Below are 17,463 nucleotides of genomic sequence, written 5' to 3' on the forward strand. Positions count from 1 at the left end.
ATTAAAATCCTGAGCGATGAAAAAACTAGACGAGATCATGGAACTGATGGCAGATGAAATGGCTGATTTTAAAACTGCTATTTTGCAACTTCAATTGCTTTCCGGGCTATTAACTGAGCTGAGCATCCCCATCAGCACAGAAGCGATGGAAAAGAACCTGCACCAATTCCTAAAAAAGCAGGAATTGGAAAGCCGGGAAAGGGATGAAATTTTAAAGTCTATTGATCAAAAACTAAAAAACGCCAGAATTATTCCTAGTTATCTTCTCATCCTTTTCGGCGCACTGGGAATCTTTGCCTTAGGATTGGTGGGGTATTTCAGTTACACCGCAAATGCACAACGGGAAGAAAACTCTCAAATCTACTAAGTTATTTTTAGAATCTGAAAATCAGCTCCAACAGGAATTTTTTGCGGCACATTCTGAAATTAAAGAAAAGTATTGCCAGTGGATAGATGATCAAAAGTAAGATTTGTAATGACAATTAAGAAGCACTTCGGTTTGCGACAAATGCCCTGAAACACCTTAAAACCGTCACAATTTTGCGACAAATACAGTATTAAATGAGCTCTCCTTTTGAGCAGGGGATAATTAAGATATATAAGATTTACAGTAAATCTTCTGGAAACCCTTAAGAACAGGCAAAAATTTACAGTAAAACGTAAGTAGGATGCGCCCTATGCTGTTTTTTCTTAACGCTTAACTTCCCGTACACTAAAAAAACAGCATAGGATCCGGCGCAGGTAAGTTATGGTAGATTTTAGGGGAAAAATGATTTTCGATAGTATTACTTGCTTTGAAAAGTTCATAAACATGTTGGTCAATATGCCAAAAGTAAATAATTGTTCTTATTGACATTGCATTAATAAAACCGTTTAGTAAATATTTTTATAGTAAAGCCAGAACTCAAGAATTTTTGCCTCACAACATAGTATTAGTTCTGGTAGATTTAGGGCTTGCAGCACTTCGCTGCGCTTCGTTTGCGTTTTACCAGCAGCCGACTGAATGTTATTTTTTAAGCCAAGGCTATAATCTTTTTCCCGTCCCGCATAAATTTTTGGATGTCGTTTGATTTCTGCATTGCTTGAATAATGGCGTGAAGTTCCACGAAAAGTCCGCTTTTGCCGAAAAAGTTAAAGAAATCAGCATGTTTATCGAGTATCTCGTATAATTTATCCAACTGGGTTCCTTTCCGCTTAAAATCAATATGTTTACCTCCTCTTTTATTTGCTATATATTTTATAATAACTTCTCTGGATATTCTATGACCATCGAAAAAAAGGAAGTTCCATTAAGGTAGCTAGTAAAATTAAACTTATAATCTTCAGCGTGATAAAAGTTTGTGTTTCCTGCACCTCCTAATATAATTAAAGCAACTTCATGAGTTAAAAAAGTAGCTCCGCCCGCTACGGCACAAACTATTTTTCTGTCTTCATCTGCATCAAGATAAAGATCAAGGTTAGGGGCTGCAATAACAGGAGATGACATTTTGCCGTAAATTATCTTGTACGCCTTTAACAAGGAATTTTCTATTAATAACATATTTAGAGTAGAGGAGGATTTCCGCAGCTTAGATCCCTTGTATTCAACACCACCAAATTCGGAGAAAAGGTCTTCTAAATCTTCAATTACGATGTGGAGAATCTCTCTGTCATATCCTGAAAGTATCATGGGATTAAATTTATTCTAATAATGTCCTTTTTGATTTTTTTCTAAGCCAACAAAAACTCCAACTTCTCCTTCCACCTCTCCCAATCTGGCATCTCACGTTCCTGGAGTGCAAAAAAAGCTGGGCTGTGGTTCCTGTGGACGAGGTGGCAGAGTTCATGAATGATTACATACTGTATACAGGGTTTAGGAGCTTTTATCAACTCGGGATTAAGAATGATCTTTCCCTTAGGGGTACAGCTTCCCCAGCGCTGTGGCATTTCCTGGATATAAACATTGCTAGGCTGGACTTTGTATTTTTGGAACTTCTCGATGAGCGGTTCTGCTATCTCAGGGAATTTTATTTTAGCTCGTTCCCGGTACCAGTCTATGACTAGGCTTTTCGTCTTATCTTTTTGAATGGTTTCAACTTCTATGAACCTGCCCTTGTATCTGACTTCATTTTTATCTGATATGTTGACCTTCAATAAATATTGACGGCCCATATAGAGAAAGGTCTCTCCACTAACATATTGCCGCGCCGTAACTCGTGGGTGGAAGGAGAGGAAGAAGTCTCTTTGTTTCAAGATCCATGGGGCTCTTTTTTTTACTTTTTCCCTGATCTTTTCAATAGGAACTCCTTCCGGAGATTTTACCAGCACTTTCATTTCCGGGTTGACGCTTATACCAAGGCTTTTTCGGCTGGCATAATTTATTTCATAGGAAATGGTTTCTTCGCCAAAAGCAATTTCATCAATCATCTATTTGTACCTGATTTTCGCAACATCTACCATTCTTTTTGCCAACTCATCAATTTCCCCAAAACTTAGATCAAGCTCGTACTTATCCTTTACTTCATCAATTAGATAATCCCCAATTAGAAAAACCATTTTCTTAGGAATATCAGGCTTATTGGAATGCCAGTCCACTACAATGAGGTCATTGATTATCTCGTCTGTTTTTAAAGCTATTTCGGTGGAAAGACTTTTTAAAATCTGTTCATCGGGAACCTTTTCTTCCAACTCTTTAAGGGAGATACCATAGAAAGCCCGTGCAACTTCTTTCTCCTCCAGTTCCTTTGGAATTTCTGTATCTGTCCGCGAAAGCACCTTATCCATTATGTCCTGGACCTTTTGGAGGTATTGTTTTTCTGTAATTCTGTGGTTGAGATATGCCTGGAGGGTTTCCGTCAGCATTTCAGAGAATTTCTTGTAGAAGGCAGGATCCTCCTCCATCTTTTCGGTAATATGTTTTGTAGTTCTGGAAGCGATCTTATCTGCCTTGGCCACTTCTCCGGTGGTCCTTTCCAGTTCCTTCTGGAATGCCTCCTTGTCGAAAATATTAACAAGATCAGTGATCACTTCCACTTTCTCAGTAGGGATATGGGTGTCGATTAATTTTTGGATCTGCCCCTCGTACTGGCGGTAATCTACGGTGTCTGAATACCGCTGCTGTACCGTTATTTTCAGCTTCATGAAAAATCCGAGATTCTCTTTGTACCGGGCAATGCTCTTTTCATCTGTTTTGCGATGAAATTCAATGGAAGAGAGTGCAGGTTTTAAAATGCGTGCGTATGCCGATAAGGTATCGTAAAACCTTGCCCGTAACGCCTCATCTCGCAATACCTGCTGGAAAGCTTCAAGATCCCGTTTGTTCTTTACATCTTTAAACAGTTCCCATAGCTCAGAATGTTTTTGCGACAATTTCGATATTTCCCTGTCCATGTCGATTAACGTTCCCCGCAAGTCCTCTTCATCAAAATCTTCAAAAGAGTAGGTGTCCAGAGCTTCGTCTATATTCTCGATAACACCATAGTAGTCTATAATGTATCCATAATCCTTTCCCGGGTAAATACGGTTAACTCTGGCGATGGCCTGCAGCAGGGTATGGCCTTTTAAGTTACGGGTTAGATAAAGGACCGTGTTTTTGGGGGCATCAAAACCTGTTAGCAGTTTGTCCACTACAATTATAACTTCGGGGGAATCATTATGTTTAAATCGGTTGACGATGTTCTCTTCGTATCTTTTCGGATTCCCGTGTTGATCCATCATCTTCTTCCAGAATCGCTTCACTTCATCTGGGGTTTCTCCAAAAGCACTGTCTTCTCCCTCGCGATCATCTGGCTTGGACATTATAACTTCTGAAGTAACAATATTGATCTGGTCAAGATAATTCTTGTATCGAATTGCTGCTATTTTAGATTGGGTGACCAACTGAGCTTTAAAAGGTAGATCCTGAAAGTTCTTCCTGTAGTGCAGACTTATGTCCCAACAAATCGCATGGATCTTTTGATCAGCAATATTGAGTTGTTCTGCGTTGCTGAATTTTTTCTTTAGATCTGCTCTCTCATAGGGAGTGAGAGGTTCGGAAATCATTCCGAAGAATTGGTCCAAGGGTGCGTCTGTGACCTTCTGGAACGCGTGGCGTCCTTCATATAATAAAGGCACTACTGCTTTGTCCCTCACAGCCTTTTCTACCGTATACGCATCGATTAACTTGCCAAATTTTCTGAGTGTATTTTTGTCTTTCCTGAATAGGGGTGTACCTGTCAATGCAATAAAACAGGCATTGGGGAGTGTTTTTTCCATTTCAAGATTAAAGGTGCCATGTTGGGTGCGATGTCCTTCATCTACCAGAACGAAGATATTAGAGTTGGTAAGCGGCTCCTTTAGCTTCTTTACTGCTGTGTTGAATTTGTTGATAATAGTTGTAATCACTTTGTCGCTATCACTTTCCAGTAATTCTACCAGTCTAGCAATTAGCTGCTTTTTCCACCGGAACATCGCATTTAGCAAAGGTTTTGGATATTTGATCATCCAGTTCAGTACGATCTGTAACCAATATTATTTTCGGATTTTTAATAGAAGATTCCAAAAGAATTGCCTGTGCCAACATCACCATGGTTAATGATTTGCCGCTTCCCTGAGTATGCCAGATAACTCCGCCCTTTCGTTTGCCGCCTTCTATTTGGCGCACCTGCCGCAAAGCTTTCTTTATTGCAAAGAACTGCTGGTACCGGGCGATTTTTTTCTCACCATTATCATAGAGGATAAAATTGAATACGAAATCAAGAAGACGGGTTGGGCTGCACAGGCCATACAAGTAAAAATCCTGAGGTGCAGGTAAAACAGAATCCGCGTCAAGACTGTAGAAGAAATCAGCTACTTCAGGACGGTCTCTAAAAATTTCTTTTCTTGCCTCCGACGACAGCTGCTGATTTTTCAATCGATATATTTTTTCATTTATATGATCTTCCTCTTTTTTACTTTCAAACTTTTCTTCCCAGTGTGCCCAAAATTTCTCGGGAGTAGCAAGAGTGGCATACCGCCCCAAGTCTGTTGAAATACTTACTAAAGACTGTGCATAAATATATAAGCCCCTTATTCCATCTTCCTGCTGATTTCTTAAGTGCTGTGAAATAGCCTGGGCAATAGGTTTCTTAATGTCTGGTCGTTTACATTCAATGATGGAAAGTGGAATCCCGTTCACAAACAAGACCAGGTCTGGCCTGTAGGTTTCTTTGCTTCCGGTACGGGCCACCTCATATTCTTCGGTAACGTGGTAGACATTGTTTGCGGGATTTTTCCAATCAATGTACTGCAGCGTAAAGCTTTTTTTGTCCCCATCTATACTTTGTTCTAAAGCCTTTCCCAAGGTGAGTAGCTCATAAATTTTTTCTGAAGCCGCAATATAACCCTCTGCCATAGAAACCTGCTTTAAAGCGAGAATTCCCGCCGCTAAATTGGCATCACTAAATTCGGCACTACGGCTGGATGAGACTTTTAAAGTATTAATCTTCTTTAATCGATCCCTCAGAACAGGTTCCAACAGCACGTTACTGAATTTGCCGTTACGGGCTTTCAGTGCCACCTTAGGATGTAAATAGGTGTAGCCTAAGTTGATAAGCATCTTAAGTGCCGGAAGTTGAGAAATATGATCTTCTTTAAAGCTGAGCGTTTCCATCAAACAAAGTGTTAATTTTATTAGTGTTATGTAGGTTCTTAAAAAGTCGTTAAATTCCCGACTTAATGTTGTATAGGTTTAAAATATACGTACATTTGCCTTGTTCTTTACCAGAGGTAGGGAACCTACAAAGGTTTCAAACGCTGTACCCGAAACAGCGTTTTATTTTTTATAAGGGTTTTTCCAATCTGGGCTCTCATTAATCTTTTCAAGACTTTCGTCATCATTAATTTCATAGGCAGTTACAAATTTGGCTCGTTCAGCTTTTATAAAACGAATAATTACAACATAATTTTCCTTTACCAGAGCTAATCTTCTACTGTGGTTATAAGTTTGTTTATCACGTAACCATCCGCTTTTAAGGATAGCTTCAGGATCTTCTAGAGTGTCTTTAATCCAATAAATTTTTTCAAGTCTATTTAATGATAATATTGATTTGTCCCTTTGTTTTCGATTTGCACTTTCATAAAAGCAATGATCAAATTGATCTTCATAAAACTTTACCAGAACACCGTCAAGAGTGAAAATTGTTACATTTCCGGCACAATAAGTACTATGCCAGATCTCTCTTAATTCCTGTTCCGTTAATTCGTACGGCTTAATCTTTTTATATTTACCACCCACCCCTTAGATCAATTTTAAACACATTAAATTTTTCTTCCCATTTTCCAGTGGGACCAATTATTCGACCTAAATGGCTTTCACAAGCGGAAATCATTTTTGTTTTGGCTTTACTGGTAATTTGATTATTATATTTAGCCAGCACTAAACCTGTAAGAATATCTGCCAATTGGATTCCCAGGCTTTCATTAGAAGGAAGGGCTTGAACATTTAATATCTTAGAAGACAAATTAGAGAGCATTAAAGACTCCCGAAGTACAGAAAGTCTATCTACTTCCCGATTTTCCTTATGATCAAGAAAAAAACTGTAATTATTAAAGTCATATATCCAGTGATGAAATAACTGGTAGTAAAACTTGTAGAAGCCTAATTCAGCGTCGTTTTTGTTGTAGGTAATATGGTCAACACTTTTAGATTCAATTACGATGATCCTAAATCTTAAAAGATCGAGATTGAAAAACATTTCCAGAACGTCAAGGTATAGATCGAAGTAACTTGGAGAAACTTTTTGCCATTTTAGCTCTCCGTATTTGTTGTGATTCGCAAGTATTCTTTTAAATTCTTCCTTAAAAGTGGCTCTGTAATCAGCAGGCATCCAAATACTTCCTATGCCGACATATTTGTGTGCCGTTTTATCGATTAAAGCTTCTAAACCACTTTCATCACTATATATATTAAAGTCCATAAAGTTCTTTATTTAATCAGTCTTTTCTTTCCAGTTAATAACACCTGCATCAGTCCCTTTTTCTGTTTTTTTAGCTTCAGCAGTTTTTGTTTTAAAACATGGATTTCTTCAGCTGCCGTGTCCAGAACTTTTGTAATTGCCCTTTGCTCCTCAATTCCTGGAAGAATTAAAGTTTCATTCAAAAAAAGCTTAAAATCAAAAGTCATTTTTTCGATATGAACTCCGTAGCTTGATATGTAACATTGATGGTAGAAAAAAGGTGTTTTAGAATACCAGTTAAAGAAATGAATAACCAAAAGATCTTCATTTCTGGTTCTTAAAGCTATATAAGAACCAGAAATTTTCATCCCATCGAAATCTTTGGATGTTAAACCAGAAGCTCCGTGCACGATTTGCATTTTAGAAATTAAAAAGTCGCCTTCCTTGGCCGATCTCAAATTCTTAGTCTTTATTTCATGACCAAAAAGACTTTCTCGATGAAAAAGTCCGCCACTACGCCTCCGAACACTTATCAAAGGATACAATTCCTCATCATCCCATATAAAGTTCCTTTTCACTTCCTTTAAAACCTCCTTGTATCTGTATTCTTTCCATTCCCCGCTAAACCCCGGCAGTCTCTTTTTCCCGCTCAACAATTGTTGAATCAAGCCCTTCTTTCGGAGTTCTTTTCGTTCAATGAGCTAAGTCCAAATTTTCTATAGCCTTGTCCCAGGTCGAAAGAACAGTAGCAATTTTTTGTTGTTCATTCTTACTAGGAATTGCCAAATAAACCTTTTCTAGATCTTTTTGGCCGATATTCGTCCTAACAGCACCCTGTCCTTTAGAGATAATTTGTTTTCGTACTATTGATGTTGAAAACCCATACTTCTTAAAGTCATTTGTTAACACTGCATTTTTAGGTCGACCCCGAATTACGAAGCCTCCAAAAACAACGTCTTCATCCCCCAGATACAATGCTGTTATTCCTATTTCATCATTAGTTTCAGATGTTCTATTAAAGAGAATGTCTCCAGATTTCACTTGATTTTGACGAAAAGCGGAATCGGATAAAATGACCATTCCAGGAATGTTCGAATCTGTAATGACATTGTATTTAATGACTTCCATCACATTAATGAACTTTTTTCCTTTGCCATAACTTTCTTTCTCGGCATTCACGCCATTCTTAAAATCCAAAATTTCTCCTAGGGATTGAACTAGCCAATTCTTTGGGATCCAACCAAGTCTGGTTCTTTTGTAACCAGATCTAACTTCCAGATTCCCTGAAGTTGAAATACTTTCCATCATATGCTTAATCTTCAATGCTGTTTATTTGTTCTAGGTTTCGGTCGATTTCATCCAGAATATATTTAAGATAGCCCTCTGCTATGGAATTGACTTCCTCTGTACTTACTATCTGGTGGTATAGCTTTTTGTAAGCGGGTTGATTACTTCTATTAATGTACACCTCAAATCTTGTGCTTTCAAATCTTATTATTGCTTCCCACCAAACATGAAAGGCATTTACTCCACCTTTTTTAAAATATTGATGTCCGAGTTCTAATTTGTATTCGTTTAGATCAGATCCATCAAAAATGCTCTGCGAAGAAAAATGAGAAATTAAAAAGTCTTCTAAATCTTCCTGTGGTTGGAGCATTCCACCTTTAGAATTGATTGAAATTTTAAAATAATTTTCAGAAAAAAGAGGCGCTACTTTTCGAAATGGCTTTAAAAGAGATTTCGAGACAGGTGCAATGATTTCGTATAAGACCTCCTTTGACTTTATTTGTCTATTGGTAAGTTTTATGGTTTCTTCATCTTCTGCTTCAGCCAACTGTTTTAATAGCTGAAGTCTCTTTTCCAAATCACCCGGTTCTTCCAGATCCTTTCCTTCAATGGCATCTAATACTAACCTTGTGGAACGTAAAAGTACCTTCCCCATCAGATCATAGAAAAATTCTCTGTCGCCACCATAAGCCTGGATATCTGCAAGAGTTTTATAATAACCTTCCTTTTCTTCGTCCTTGATAACCACAGGAGGATAACCGCAGGAAATCAAAATAAGATTAGTGAAAATTCTGGCAGTTCGACCGTTGCCGTCGAAGAAGGGGTGAATGCTTACATAATCCACGTGAAAATCTGAGGCAATGAATAAAGGATGTTTAGCATCTTTTTTCTTGTTGAAAAAAGCGTCAAGGTCAGCATTCGTCCTATTCAATAATCTGTGCATTTCCTCCTGCACCTCTTCGGGAGAGGTAAAATTGATCTTTTCTCCTTTGTAATTGATGATCTCGTTTGGCTGTTCCTTCCAGTTCCCAATCTGTCGTTTTTTGTCAGGATCATTATCTTCCTTTATAATAGCTTTATGGACTTCTATTATTCTTTTTTCGGATAAACGACTTTTTCCACTTCCAATATTCAAAATTTCCCGCACTACTTCATCGTGTCCATTCATCTCTAGAACATCCTTCAGAGGTTTTCCTTCCACAGAGACATTACCAATCATTACGCTGCGGGTTTCATCGCGGGTAAGGGTGCCGCCTTCCATCCTGTTGCTGTAGTAATTCCAGTCAAGGCGAAATTTGTAGTTGACTTTTTTCAGCACCTCTTCAGGTAATTTCCCGTGAACATCGATTTGCTGTTTTAACCCTTCGATTTGCTCTATCAAATTTGTGACTTTCATAGGTGGTTTATTTGGTGCTTTTATTCCTGGAACCCAAGCTCTTTCATATAGCGGTTCATTTCTCCCTCAACTTCTGAAAGTTCTTTTTCTAATTGGTCTATCTCTTTTTGGACAGCAGGAATATCTACTTCTTCTTCTTCTTCAAAAGTATCCACATATCGCGGGATGTTCAGGTTGAAGTCATTTTCCTTGATCTCGTCAAAAGTGGCAACATAGCTGAATTTCTCCTCGATCTCGCCAGGTGTTGTATTTCCGACTGCAAAGTCGCGATAAGCCTGCAGGATTTTTTCTATATGCTCATCCCTTAGTTTATTTTGATTTTTACCGCTTTCAAATTGCTGACTTGCATCGATAAAAAGAACTGCTGTATTCTTCTTATCTGGCAGGTTTCTTTTTTTATTAAACACCAAAATGGCAGCAGGTATGCCTGTTCCAAAAAACAAGTTAGCAGGGAGTCCTATAACCGCTTCCAGAAGGTTTTCTTCTATTAATTGTTGGCGAATTTTGCTTTCGCTACTTCCGCGAAAAAGAACTCCGTGAGGAACCACTACACCTACTTTTCCTGTGTTTTCTTTTGCTACCTCTACCATATGGGTTATAAAAGCCCAGTCCCCTCTACTTTTTGGTGGAACTCCCCTCCAGAATCTTGAAAAGGTATCAGCAGCAGCATCTTCAGCTCCCCACTTATCGAGGCTGAAAGGAGGGTTAGCCACAACTGTATCAAACTTCATTAAAGAGTCCTCCTCTTTATGCTTTGGATTTCTAATCGTATCCCCCCAGCGTATGGATGCGCCGTCGTAGCCGTGCAGGAACATATTCATCACCGCTAAAGCCCAGGTGCTTCCGTTTGCCTCTTGCCCAAAAAGCGAAAAGTTATCTGATCCTACTTCTTTTGCTGCTTTGATCAAAAGAGAACCAGATCCACATGTTGGATCATATATCCTCGCCCCAACTTCACTTTTTGTGAGTTTAGCTAAAAGAGTGGAAACCTCTCCCGGTGTGTAGAACTCTCCCGCTTTTTTCCCTGCATCACTGGCGAAATTGGCTATTAAGAATTCGTAGGCATCACCTATAACATCTCTTGAAGCCAAATGGGATGGCATTAAATCCAGATTGTTAAAATCTACCAGAAGATTTCTTAACCGCTGGTTTTTTTGCTTCGAATCTCCTAAATTATTGCTGTTAAAAGAAATATTCCTGAAAATTCCTGAACCGTCTTCACTGGTAAGCTTTTCCCGGTTTTCCTCTTCAATATCTGCCAGTGCGATATCAATTAATTCCCCAATGTTGCTTTCATTTCTTTTATCATACAGGTAATCAAAATGCGCATTTATTGGTAAAATAAAACGCTCCATACTCATAGCACGGTTTACACGGCTTTCATCACCATCATATTTTTCTGTATAAGCGGCTCGTTTTTCCTTATTTACATCGCTTACATATTTAAGAAAAAGCATGGTAAGAATATAATCCTTGTATTGACTAGGATCGATTACACCGCGAAAGGTGTCGCAGGCATTCCACACGGTTCTGTTGATATCCTGGGTTTTTAAAGAGGTATTCATGATTTATTTATGGTGTTTAGTAGTTGTTGATACATTAATTTTTCTTTCAGGTCGTTTATTTTGCTAAGGAAGTCTCATACGTCTCACCTTTAGATTATCAAATAAAACGATCTTTTTCTGTTTCTCAATCGAAGGCAAAGGTATTTCTAAGGAAGCCAAATAATTTTTGTTGATGGTAGGGAGGGAGGTGCCTTTAGATACGCTTTTAAAAAAATGTTGAGTCTTTGGATGGTTAATGTACCAGGAGAGATATTCCGGCACCACCCTATGTATATCCAGGTTTCTAATGACTAGAAATATTGAAGAGGCTACAGCAGGAGAATATTCTTCGTTGTAAACAACTGCAAAAAAATCGTTTCCCTTGGAAGCCACCAAAACGTCTCCTTTGTGCAGGTAATGTTTTTCGACCTTGGCATCTGAAAACGCTGTCGGGCTTAATCCCTTCCTGAACCTGTAAAACTCATCTACATCCCGGGCCTGCAGGTTGAAAACATCCCCGGAAGGTTTCCCTTTCAGATATATCCCTGAGGTTATCTTTGCCAAATGTTTTATCTGATGCTTCATTTTTTATTGAGTATGACGATTACAAATTAATAACAAATGGGTGAAACCCGCAAAATTTTTTGCAGTATACTTTGTACAAAAATTATCTAGAGGATGAATTTTCTGGTATTTCTGTGGTGCCAATAATAGTTTTAGATTATCTTTCCCTGTAGGAAGTGGTTTGTATATAGAGGATTTTCCAACCATTGGGCATCGCTAACCACTTGAATTTTTACATAATCCTTCCGAAGAATGGAAAAATTAATTAACCAACTCATGCAGAAGATGGACATGATCCTGGAGAATCAACAAATAATTCTAAATCGCCTGGATCAGTCGATCATTTATCCGCAATACAAAGAGAAACCTGCCAAACCAAAAGCACAAACAAAAAAGGAAGAGGAGAGGGAAGCTATAGAACGATATAAGCTCTTACTCATTCACGGCCCCAAAATTAGAGAGAAATTTAATCTCGTGGCTGCTCCACAATCTAACAGAATACTTGCTTATCTTAAAACTGGAGATCCTGTAATTTTTGATGGTCTGAAGAGGAGAAAATAAGGTCAATAATTCATATATTCAATCCATGGCTTCTTCCAAAGAAATAATTAAAGCAATTGATGAATTTCTCGAAATAAATAAACAACCAACGACAACACCACCGGAAGTAAATGCCTGGCTAGACAGGAAAGGCATCTTATCTGATTCCGCTTCCCGGGCAGGTTCACCTTTGCGTAAAAAGTGCCGGAATGGAGAAATTCCTCACGCATTTCAAAATGGCTCCAGATGGATTATTCCTCATTCGGGAAATAAAGAAAATTCTTTCAATAATAAATCACCCAAAACTATTCCTAAGGAGAAAAAACAGGAGAAACAACATAAATTAGAAGTACTGGCTCGTTGGCTATTGATTTATCTGAAGCAAAGATATGGAAAAGAGACTAGCTATAGGCTCGAGTATAAACCGGATTGGCTACTGACTTATCCTAAGTTGAGTTTAATTAAAAAATTTCCCTCTATACGAGAACTTCATTTCGAACTGGTAAATGGGCAGGTTGACCTGGAAGAAGTTATTATTGATTTACCGGATAAAAAACTTGCGCAACAGCAATCATACGATATCTGGATAGGAGAACCATTTAATTTTGCCGTGGAATTTGATGAGAAACAGCATTTCAACCAATTCAGGAAAATCAGTTTAAAGTTTTATCAGGATGTTGAAACTAATTACTTATTTGAAGTCTATGCAAACTTAAATGCAAAAGCACGTATTAAACCTGGAAAAACTACCCTTACCAAACTTGGAAGTAAAGATGCCATATTTCCAGAGTTGCTCCCGGGGGAAAAACAAGATAATCGAATCCGCCAGAGAGCTTTCCGAGATTACCTGAAGGATTTACTTCCGCTCGCCAATAAAAAGAATCCAACCTTGAGGATTCCTTATCAGGTAATGAATAAGAAAGTAAAAAATTTTAATTCTGAAGATCTAAAAAGACTAAGGGATTATTTAGACAAGGTTGACATCAGGTATTAGAGAAATAAATCACCGCCATTAGCGGGTCCACGTGGTTTATAAATTCAACTTCATCTGTCTAGGGTGAGCTTCTTGGGCGCTGATAATTCTGTAGCTGGGGAGGTTTAAGAGGAGCTATAATAAATATTTTTTCTTTGCCTCTTTAGCATAAAAATCTACAATTTGTTGAGCATAGTCCATTGAAGATTTGCCGATTTAACCAAGGAACATTTTTTCCGTACTATAAGCAGTTATTTGCATTATTAAAGGTGAAGGCAATTTCCTCAAAGTGTTAGTAGCAAATGATCTTTTGCAAAATTGGGAGCTCATCAGTTGCCACTTAGGATAGGAGATTCAAACCTCTTGCCTAAATAAAATCTCTCATGCCTTGTTTTAAGGGAGAGTAGAGAGAATACAACTACAAGTATCGACAATTTGAAGCTTTTTCTGAATCTCCTCAGCTTCGGCTCTGTACGATCTCCCTCAACTCATCCAGAAGATCTCCTTCCTCAATAGGAATTAGTCTTGATACTAATTCCAGAACATCTTGAATATTACTTTTAGGATTTCGATCTGGTGAGTAGGTTTTAAAATCTCCATATTCCAGAGAATTAATGCACAGGTACAGCAGAGAACGAATAGTAAATAAAAGTTCCCCATAACCTTCAACATAAAGCAGATCAACCTTGTATTTTCCTTTGTATGTGTCATGTGGTTTTAGCATTACTAGGTTGTTTAAAAGCTTTTCCGCCAGAAAATGTTCTTTAGTTTGATCCGTTTTCTCAGTTGGGGATTCTGCGGGCTTATGGATTTTTGGTTGTTCAAGTGGAATTTCTGCACTTAATTTTTCTTTTTCCAGCAGCTCATAACACTCCTTTAACCGGAAACTAAAAATTTCCCTTACCTGTTGCTCCATTATTTCAGCTCTTTTACTAAGAATTTTTACTTCTTTTTTTGTAATGTCATAACCTGAAGAATATCTGCTTTCTATGTACGCTCTGTCAAGAATATCAAGTAACTGAATATTGATTCTTCTGTTAGTATCGAATAGAGGTCCGGCTCCATGTATAAAAGGGTGGGCATAGTTCAAATGATTTTTAATCTTATGACAGATTAGAGGTTTTCCCATTGCAAACGTTTCCACGCACCGATAAAGCCATTCTATTTTTTGGTGAATAAGAAATGCAGCACCCGCCCATTCTTTTCTCTTCCAGTAAAAGCTAATGCCTACAGTAAATGAATTGATCCTTTCAATTTCGTTTTCAAGTTCAAAAGCTGCTTTTTCTATAAGAGTTTCAAGTTCTTCTCTGTTCCTTAAATTCAGCTTCTCTAAAGTCGAACCTTTGGAGATCAGCTCTCCAAGAATGCAATTTTTAATGAAGTATAAATTTCCTTTCTCCAATTCCTGTTTTGCATAGGCAAAATTGTAAATTCTAAACCTAAGTTTTGGCAGATTCTCGAGGAGATTCTCCATCAGGTAGGAAATTTTTTGTGACAGCACCGGGCTTTCTTGCTTAACTAGTATGGTAATAACAGTACCCTCCCTTATAGCTTCCGAAAGATAAACTTGTTCTATATCTTCCACTGCCTGAATCTTCTGTCTAAACTTATTTAAAACATTGGGATCAATGGCCTTGTAATTTTCATCAGCATGTTCCATAATTTTCCTAAATTGGCGTTAATATTGCGACTCTATAACTTCCCTACAAGCTATATCGAGTTGGTACCGTACCGAACCAGAAGCAATGGTACTTTACCAAAGAAGGATTGTTTTTTACCTACTTTGGTATTTCTAAAATTTAAAAAGAAGAAACTTTATTTTTAAGTATGGAGACAGCAACAAAATCTAACCACATAGGTCGAAAGATCAGTCGCATCCGGGAACTGCGAGGTATGAAGCAGGAAGCTCTTGCCGCAGAGTTGGGCATTAGTCAGCAGAGTGTATCACATCTTGAGCAGAGTGAAACTATTGAGGATGAAAAACTGGAACAAGTAGCGAAGGCTTTGGGAGTCACTAAAGAGGCAATTGAAAATTTTTCTGAAGAAGCTGTTTTCAACTACTTCAGTAATTTCTATGACAACAGTACTGGCCAAGTCTATAACAACCATTGTATATTTAATCCTCTCGAGGAATTGAAAAAGTCCTATGAGGAAAGCAAAAAACTTTATGAGCGTCTTGTTGAGGCGGAGAAGGAGAAGGTGAAATACTTGGAGGAGTTGTTGAAGAAAAGGTAGCTGCCTTGAAACTAAAAAGAAATAAAAACACCATTACAGTTTACCAATACTAAACTGTAATGGTGTTTTAGTTATATGTTGGCTGTCATGCAAAAAAACATTTAAGAATGTACTTATCCTACTTGAGCATTGAGAATTATCGTGGAATTGATTACCTCGAAGTCGATTTCGACCCTAACATTAATATCATAATCGGTGAAAATGGGTGCAATAAATCGGCTGTAATTGATGCCATTCGCCTGCTTTATAACATAGGGGAACCAATTCGCGATATTTCGGTTTCGCTGAATGACTTTCACGAAAAAGCTACAAAAGAAGAGGACGAAATCAAAATGGAGACTGCAACGAAGGTAACAATCACCTACCATTTTAAAGGGCTGACTAATTCTCAAAAAGGTGCCTTTTATGAATACATGGTCATTGATCCAGATAACAAGGATAATGATTATGCTAAGATTAAGCTTCAATATGAGAACAGGAATGGGAAATACCCGTATTTCACATATAGCATCAACGATGTTGAGGGGCAGAGAGCAGATTACAAAACCTTTGAATTGTTCCAACATTATTATCTGGGAGCACTTAGGGACAGCACAAAAGATTTACTCAATTCAAGAGGTAACATACTTGGAAAGGTCATTAGACGATTCGTAGGTAGGAAAGGCAGCGAAGCTGAAATAGAGGAAATAATGAAGACTGCCAATGAAAAGTTGTTGGAGCGAGACGAAGTAAAAGACACACGCGAGGGTGTTAACAGCAACCTGAAAGGAATATTCAAGGCATTTGAAGACAACAAAATAGGGTTGCAGATTGAGCAATCTAAAACTGAATACATCGTCAATGCCATTAAGCCCTTCTTGCCACATAACCGGGAGACACTGAAAGATGAAGGTTTCCATCTGTGGCAAAACAGTCTTGGCTATAATAACCTTATCTATATCGCCACCGTTCTTGGCGACATAAAAGAACAAATTGCAGACGATGGCACGCCCCATTTTGCGTTGCTCATTGAAGAACCAGAAGCGCACCTGCATCCACAACTCCAACTCAGCCTGTACAACTTCTTAGAGCAAGCAAATAAATCAGATAACAGTCAACTATTCATTACCTCCCATTCCCCAACACTCACGTCTAAAGTGCCACTTAAAAACCTCATACTACTGGAGAAAACCAAGGCTTACAGGCTCGGAAACCTATTTAATGACCGAGAAGCCGAGAGAATTATTGAAGACACCTCAAAGAACAACCCCTTAACAAAACTCGATTTTGAAATAAGGCGAAAGAAATTAGAACGGTACATAGATGTAACTAAGTCTCAACTATTGTTTGCCAAGTCTGGGCTTTTTGTAGAAGGAATATCCGAAGAGCTACTTATATCTGCCTTCACACAAGTCGAGGGATATAGGCTAGAAGATTATAGAATAGAACTGGTGAATGTCCGTGGCACCTCCTTCTATCCCTTCCTTTACCTATTCAATTCCACGGACGCAAAGAAGAGAGTTGACAAATCCATTGCTATTTTAACAGATCAAGATCAATTCATTTCTTCAAAGAAGACCGAATATGGCTTGGACAAATTACTTAAAAACAACTATGCAAAACTTATTGAGCTAGACACCAAAATTCAAGCAGGCACACCAATTAGAAGAATTGCTAACCTAGCCTCGGTTGCGAATGGAAATGCATCAATAAGCGTAAACACTGCTTTTAAAACATTGGAATATGAATTAGCCCTTGCTAATGTTCCGAAGGACAGAACTAAGCTGACAGCTAACTTTCTGTTCTCATACCTAACAAATTTGGATTCGAGCAAAACCGATCCGATTAAAACCTACACCGCCACGTTCGCGAATGACGAATTGAGTGACGAGGAACATCGTAGAACAGCCATTCTACTCTGGAAAGCAATGCCAGGAAAGGCCGTTTTTGCTCAAGATTTTGCCCTTTATATTCTCGAAAATCTCGACAGTGCACGGCAGAATTTTGTGATTCCGCAGTATATAAAGACAGCCTTATCTCAGTTGAATTAAG

Annotated in this window: 18 protein-coding genes; 5 read left to right on the top strand and 13 right to left on the bottom strand. The window is 38.2% G+C overall.

Annotated features, from left to right (window positions below):
* Positions 1-16: 16 nt before the first annotated feature.
* A complete protein-coding gene (locus tag LZ575_RS17455; RefSeq protein ID WP_235326020.1) occupies positions 17-367 on the top strand; it encodes a DUF6730 family protein in 351 nt (116 codons plus the stop codon).
* Positions 368-1,013: 646 nt separating this feature from the next.
* Here LZ575_RS17455 and LZ575_RS17460 read toward each other — a convergent pair.
* The 12 genes from LZ575_RS17460 to LZ575_RS17515 all read right to left on the bottom strand — a co-directional run bounded on the left by LZ575_RS17460 (position 1,014) and on the right by LZ575_RS17515 (position 11,705).
* On the bottom strand, positions 1,014-1,178 hold the full coding sequence (locus LZ575_RS17460; protein ID WP_235326023.1) for a hypothetical protein: 165 nt from the start codon (positions 1,176-1,178) through the stop codon (positions 1,014-1,016).
* A 59-nt stretch (positions 1,179-1,237) separates the two neighbouring features.
* On the bottom strand, positions 1,238-1,669 hold the full coding sequence (locus LZ575_RS17465) for a hypothetical protein (RefSeq protein WP_235326025.1): 432 nt from the start codon (positions 1,667-1,669) through the stop codon (positions 1,238-1,240).
* A gap of 41 nt (positions 1,670-1,710) precedes the next feature.
* Positions 1,711-2,406, bottom strand: a complete 696-nt coding sequence (locus LZ575_RS17470) for a M48 family metallopeptidase (RefSeq protein ID WP_235326027.1) — start codon at positions 2,404-2,406, stop codon at positions 1,711-1,713.
* Positions 2,407-4,461: a type I restriction endonuclease subunit R gene (locus tag LZ575_RS22755; protein ID WP_255702655.1), complete on the bottom strand. Its 2,055-nt coding sequence runs from the start codon at positions 4,459-4,461 to the stop codon at positions 2,407-2,409.
* The gene (locus tag LZ575_RS17480; protein WP_255702656.1) at positions 4,397-5,608 is read right to left on the bottom strand and encodes a type I restriction endonuclease; all 1,212 of its coding nucleotides are present in this window, start codon (positions 5,606-5,608) and stop codon (positions 4,397-4,399) included. Before LZ575_RS17480 ends, LZ575_RS22755 begins: the two co-directional genes overlap by 65 nt.
* 162 nt (positions 5,609-5,770) lie before the next feature.
* Positions 5,771-6,232 carry a hypothetical protein gene (locus tag LZ575_RS17485; protein WP_235326029.1) on the bottom strand — a complete coding sequence of 154 codons (462 nt, stop codon included), beginning with the start codon at positions 6,230-6,232 and terminating at the stop codon, positions 5,771-5,773.
* Positions 6,222-6,914: a DUF3800 domain-containing protein gene (locus tag LZ575_RS17490; RefSeq protein ID WP_235326031.1), complete on the bottom strand. Its 693-nt coding sequence runs from the start codon at positions 6,912-6,914 to the stop codon at positions 6,222-6,224. Before LZ575_RS17490 ends, LZ575_RS17485 begins: the two co-directional genes overlap by 11 nt.
* An 8-nt stretch (positions 6,915-6,922) precedes the next feature.
* Complete coding sequence (locus tag LZ575_RS17495) at positions 6,923-7,546, bottom strand: hypothetical protein (RefSeq protein ID WP_235326033.1); 624 nt, start codon at positions 7,544-7,546, stop codon at positions 6,923-6,925.
* A gap of 40 nt (positions 7,547-7,586) precedes the next feature.
* The gene (locus tag LZ575_RS17500; RefSeq protein WP_235326035.1) at positions 7,587-8,216 is read right to left on the bottom strand and encodes a restriction endonuclease subunit S; all 630 of its coding nucleotides are present in this window, start codon (positions 8,214-8,216) and stop codon (positions 7,587-7,589) included.
* Positions 8,206-9,576: a Fic family protein gene (locus LZ575_RS17505; protein WP_235326037.1), complete on the bottom strand. Its 1,371-nt coding sequence runs from the start codon at positions 9,574-9,576 to the stop codon at positions 8,206-8,208. Before LZ575_RS17505 ends, LZ575_RS17500 begins: the two co-directional genes overlap by 11 nt.
* Positions 9,577-9,596: 20 nt before the next feature.
* Positions 9,597-11,141 carry a type I restriction-modification system subunit M gene (locus tag LZ575_RS17510; RefSeq protein ID WP_235326039.1) on the bottom strand — a complete coding sequence of 515 codons (1,545 nt, stop codon included), beginning with the start codon at positions 11,139-11,141 and terminating at the stop codon, positions 9,597-9,599.
* A 63-nt stretch (positions 11,142-11,204) separates the two neighbouring features.
* Positions 11,205-11,705 carry a restriction endonuclease subunit S gene (locus tag LZ575_RS17515; protein ID WP_235326041.1) on the bottom strand — a complete coding sequence of 167 codons (501 nt, stop codon included), beginning with the start codon at positions 11,703-11,705 and terminating at the stop codon, positions 11,205-11,207.
* 231 nt (positions 11,706-11,936) lie between these two features.
* Here LZ575_RS17515 and LZ575_RS17520 point away from each other — a divergent pair, with 231 nt between their 5' ends.
* Positions 11,937-12,245 carry a hypothetical protein gene (locus LZ575_RS17520; protein ID WP_235326045.1) on the top strand — a complete coding sequence of 103 codons (309 nt, stop codon included), beginning with the start codon at positions 11,937-11,939 and terminating at the stop codon, positions 12,243-12,245.
* A 25-nt stretch (positions 12,246-12,270) separates the two neighbouring features.
* A complete protein-coding gene (locus LZ575_RS17525; RefSeq protein WP_235326048.1) occupies positions 12,271-13,218 on the top strand; it encodes a hypothetical protein in 948 nt (315 codons plus the stop codon).
* Positions 13,219-13,654: 436 nt separating this feature from the next.
* On the opposite strand, the gene LZ575_RS17530 is transcribed toward LZ575_RS17525, so the two are convergent.
* The gene (locus LZ575_RS17530) at positions 13,655-14,857 is read right to left on the bottom strand and encodes a hypothetical protein (RefSeq protein WP_235326051.1); all 1,203 of its coding nucleotides are present in this window, start codon (positions 14,855-14,857) and stop codon (positions 13,655-13,657) included.
* A 167-nt stretch (positions 14,858-15,024) separates the two neighbouring features.
* Between LZ575_RS17530 and LZ575_RS17535 the strand changes: the two genes are divergently transcribed.
* The gene (locus tag LZ575_RS17535) at positions 15,025-15,432 is read left to right on the top strand and encodes a helix-turn-helix domain-containing protein (RefSeq protein WP_235326054.1); all 408 of its coding nucleotides are present in this window, start codon (positions 15,025-15,027) and stop codon (positions 15,430-15,432) included.
* Positions 15,433-15,554: 122 nt separating this feature from the next.
* Positions 15,555-17,462, top strand: coding sequence for an ATP-dependent endonuclease (locus LZ575_RS17540; protein ID WP_235326057.1), 1,908 nt, complete (start codon positions 15,555-15,557; stop codon positions 17,460-17,462).
* Position 17,463 lies beyond the last annotated feature (1 nt).

Source organism: Antarcticibacterium sp. 1MA-6-2 (genome assembly GCF_021535135.1).
Classification (GTDB): domain Bacteria; phylum Bacteroidota; class Bacteroidia; order Flavobacteriales; family Flavobacteriaceae; genus Gillisia.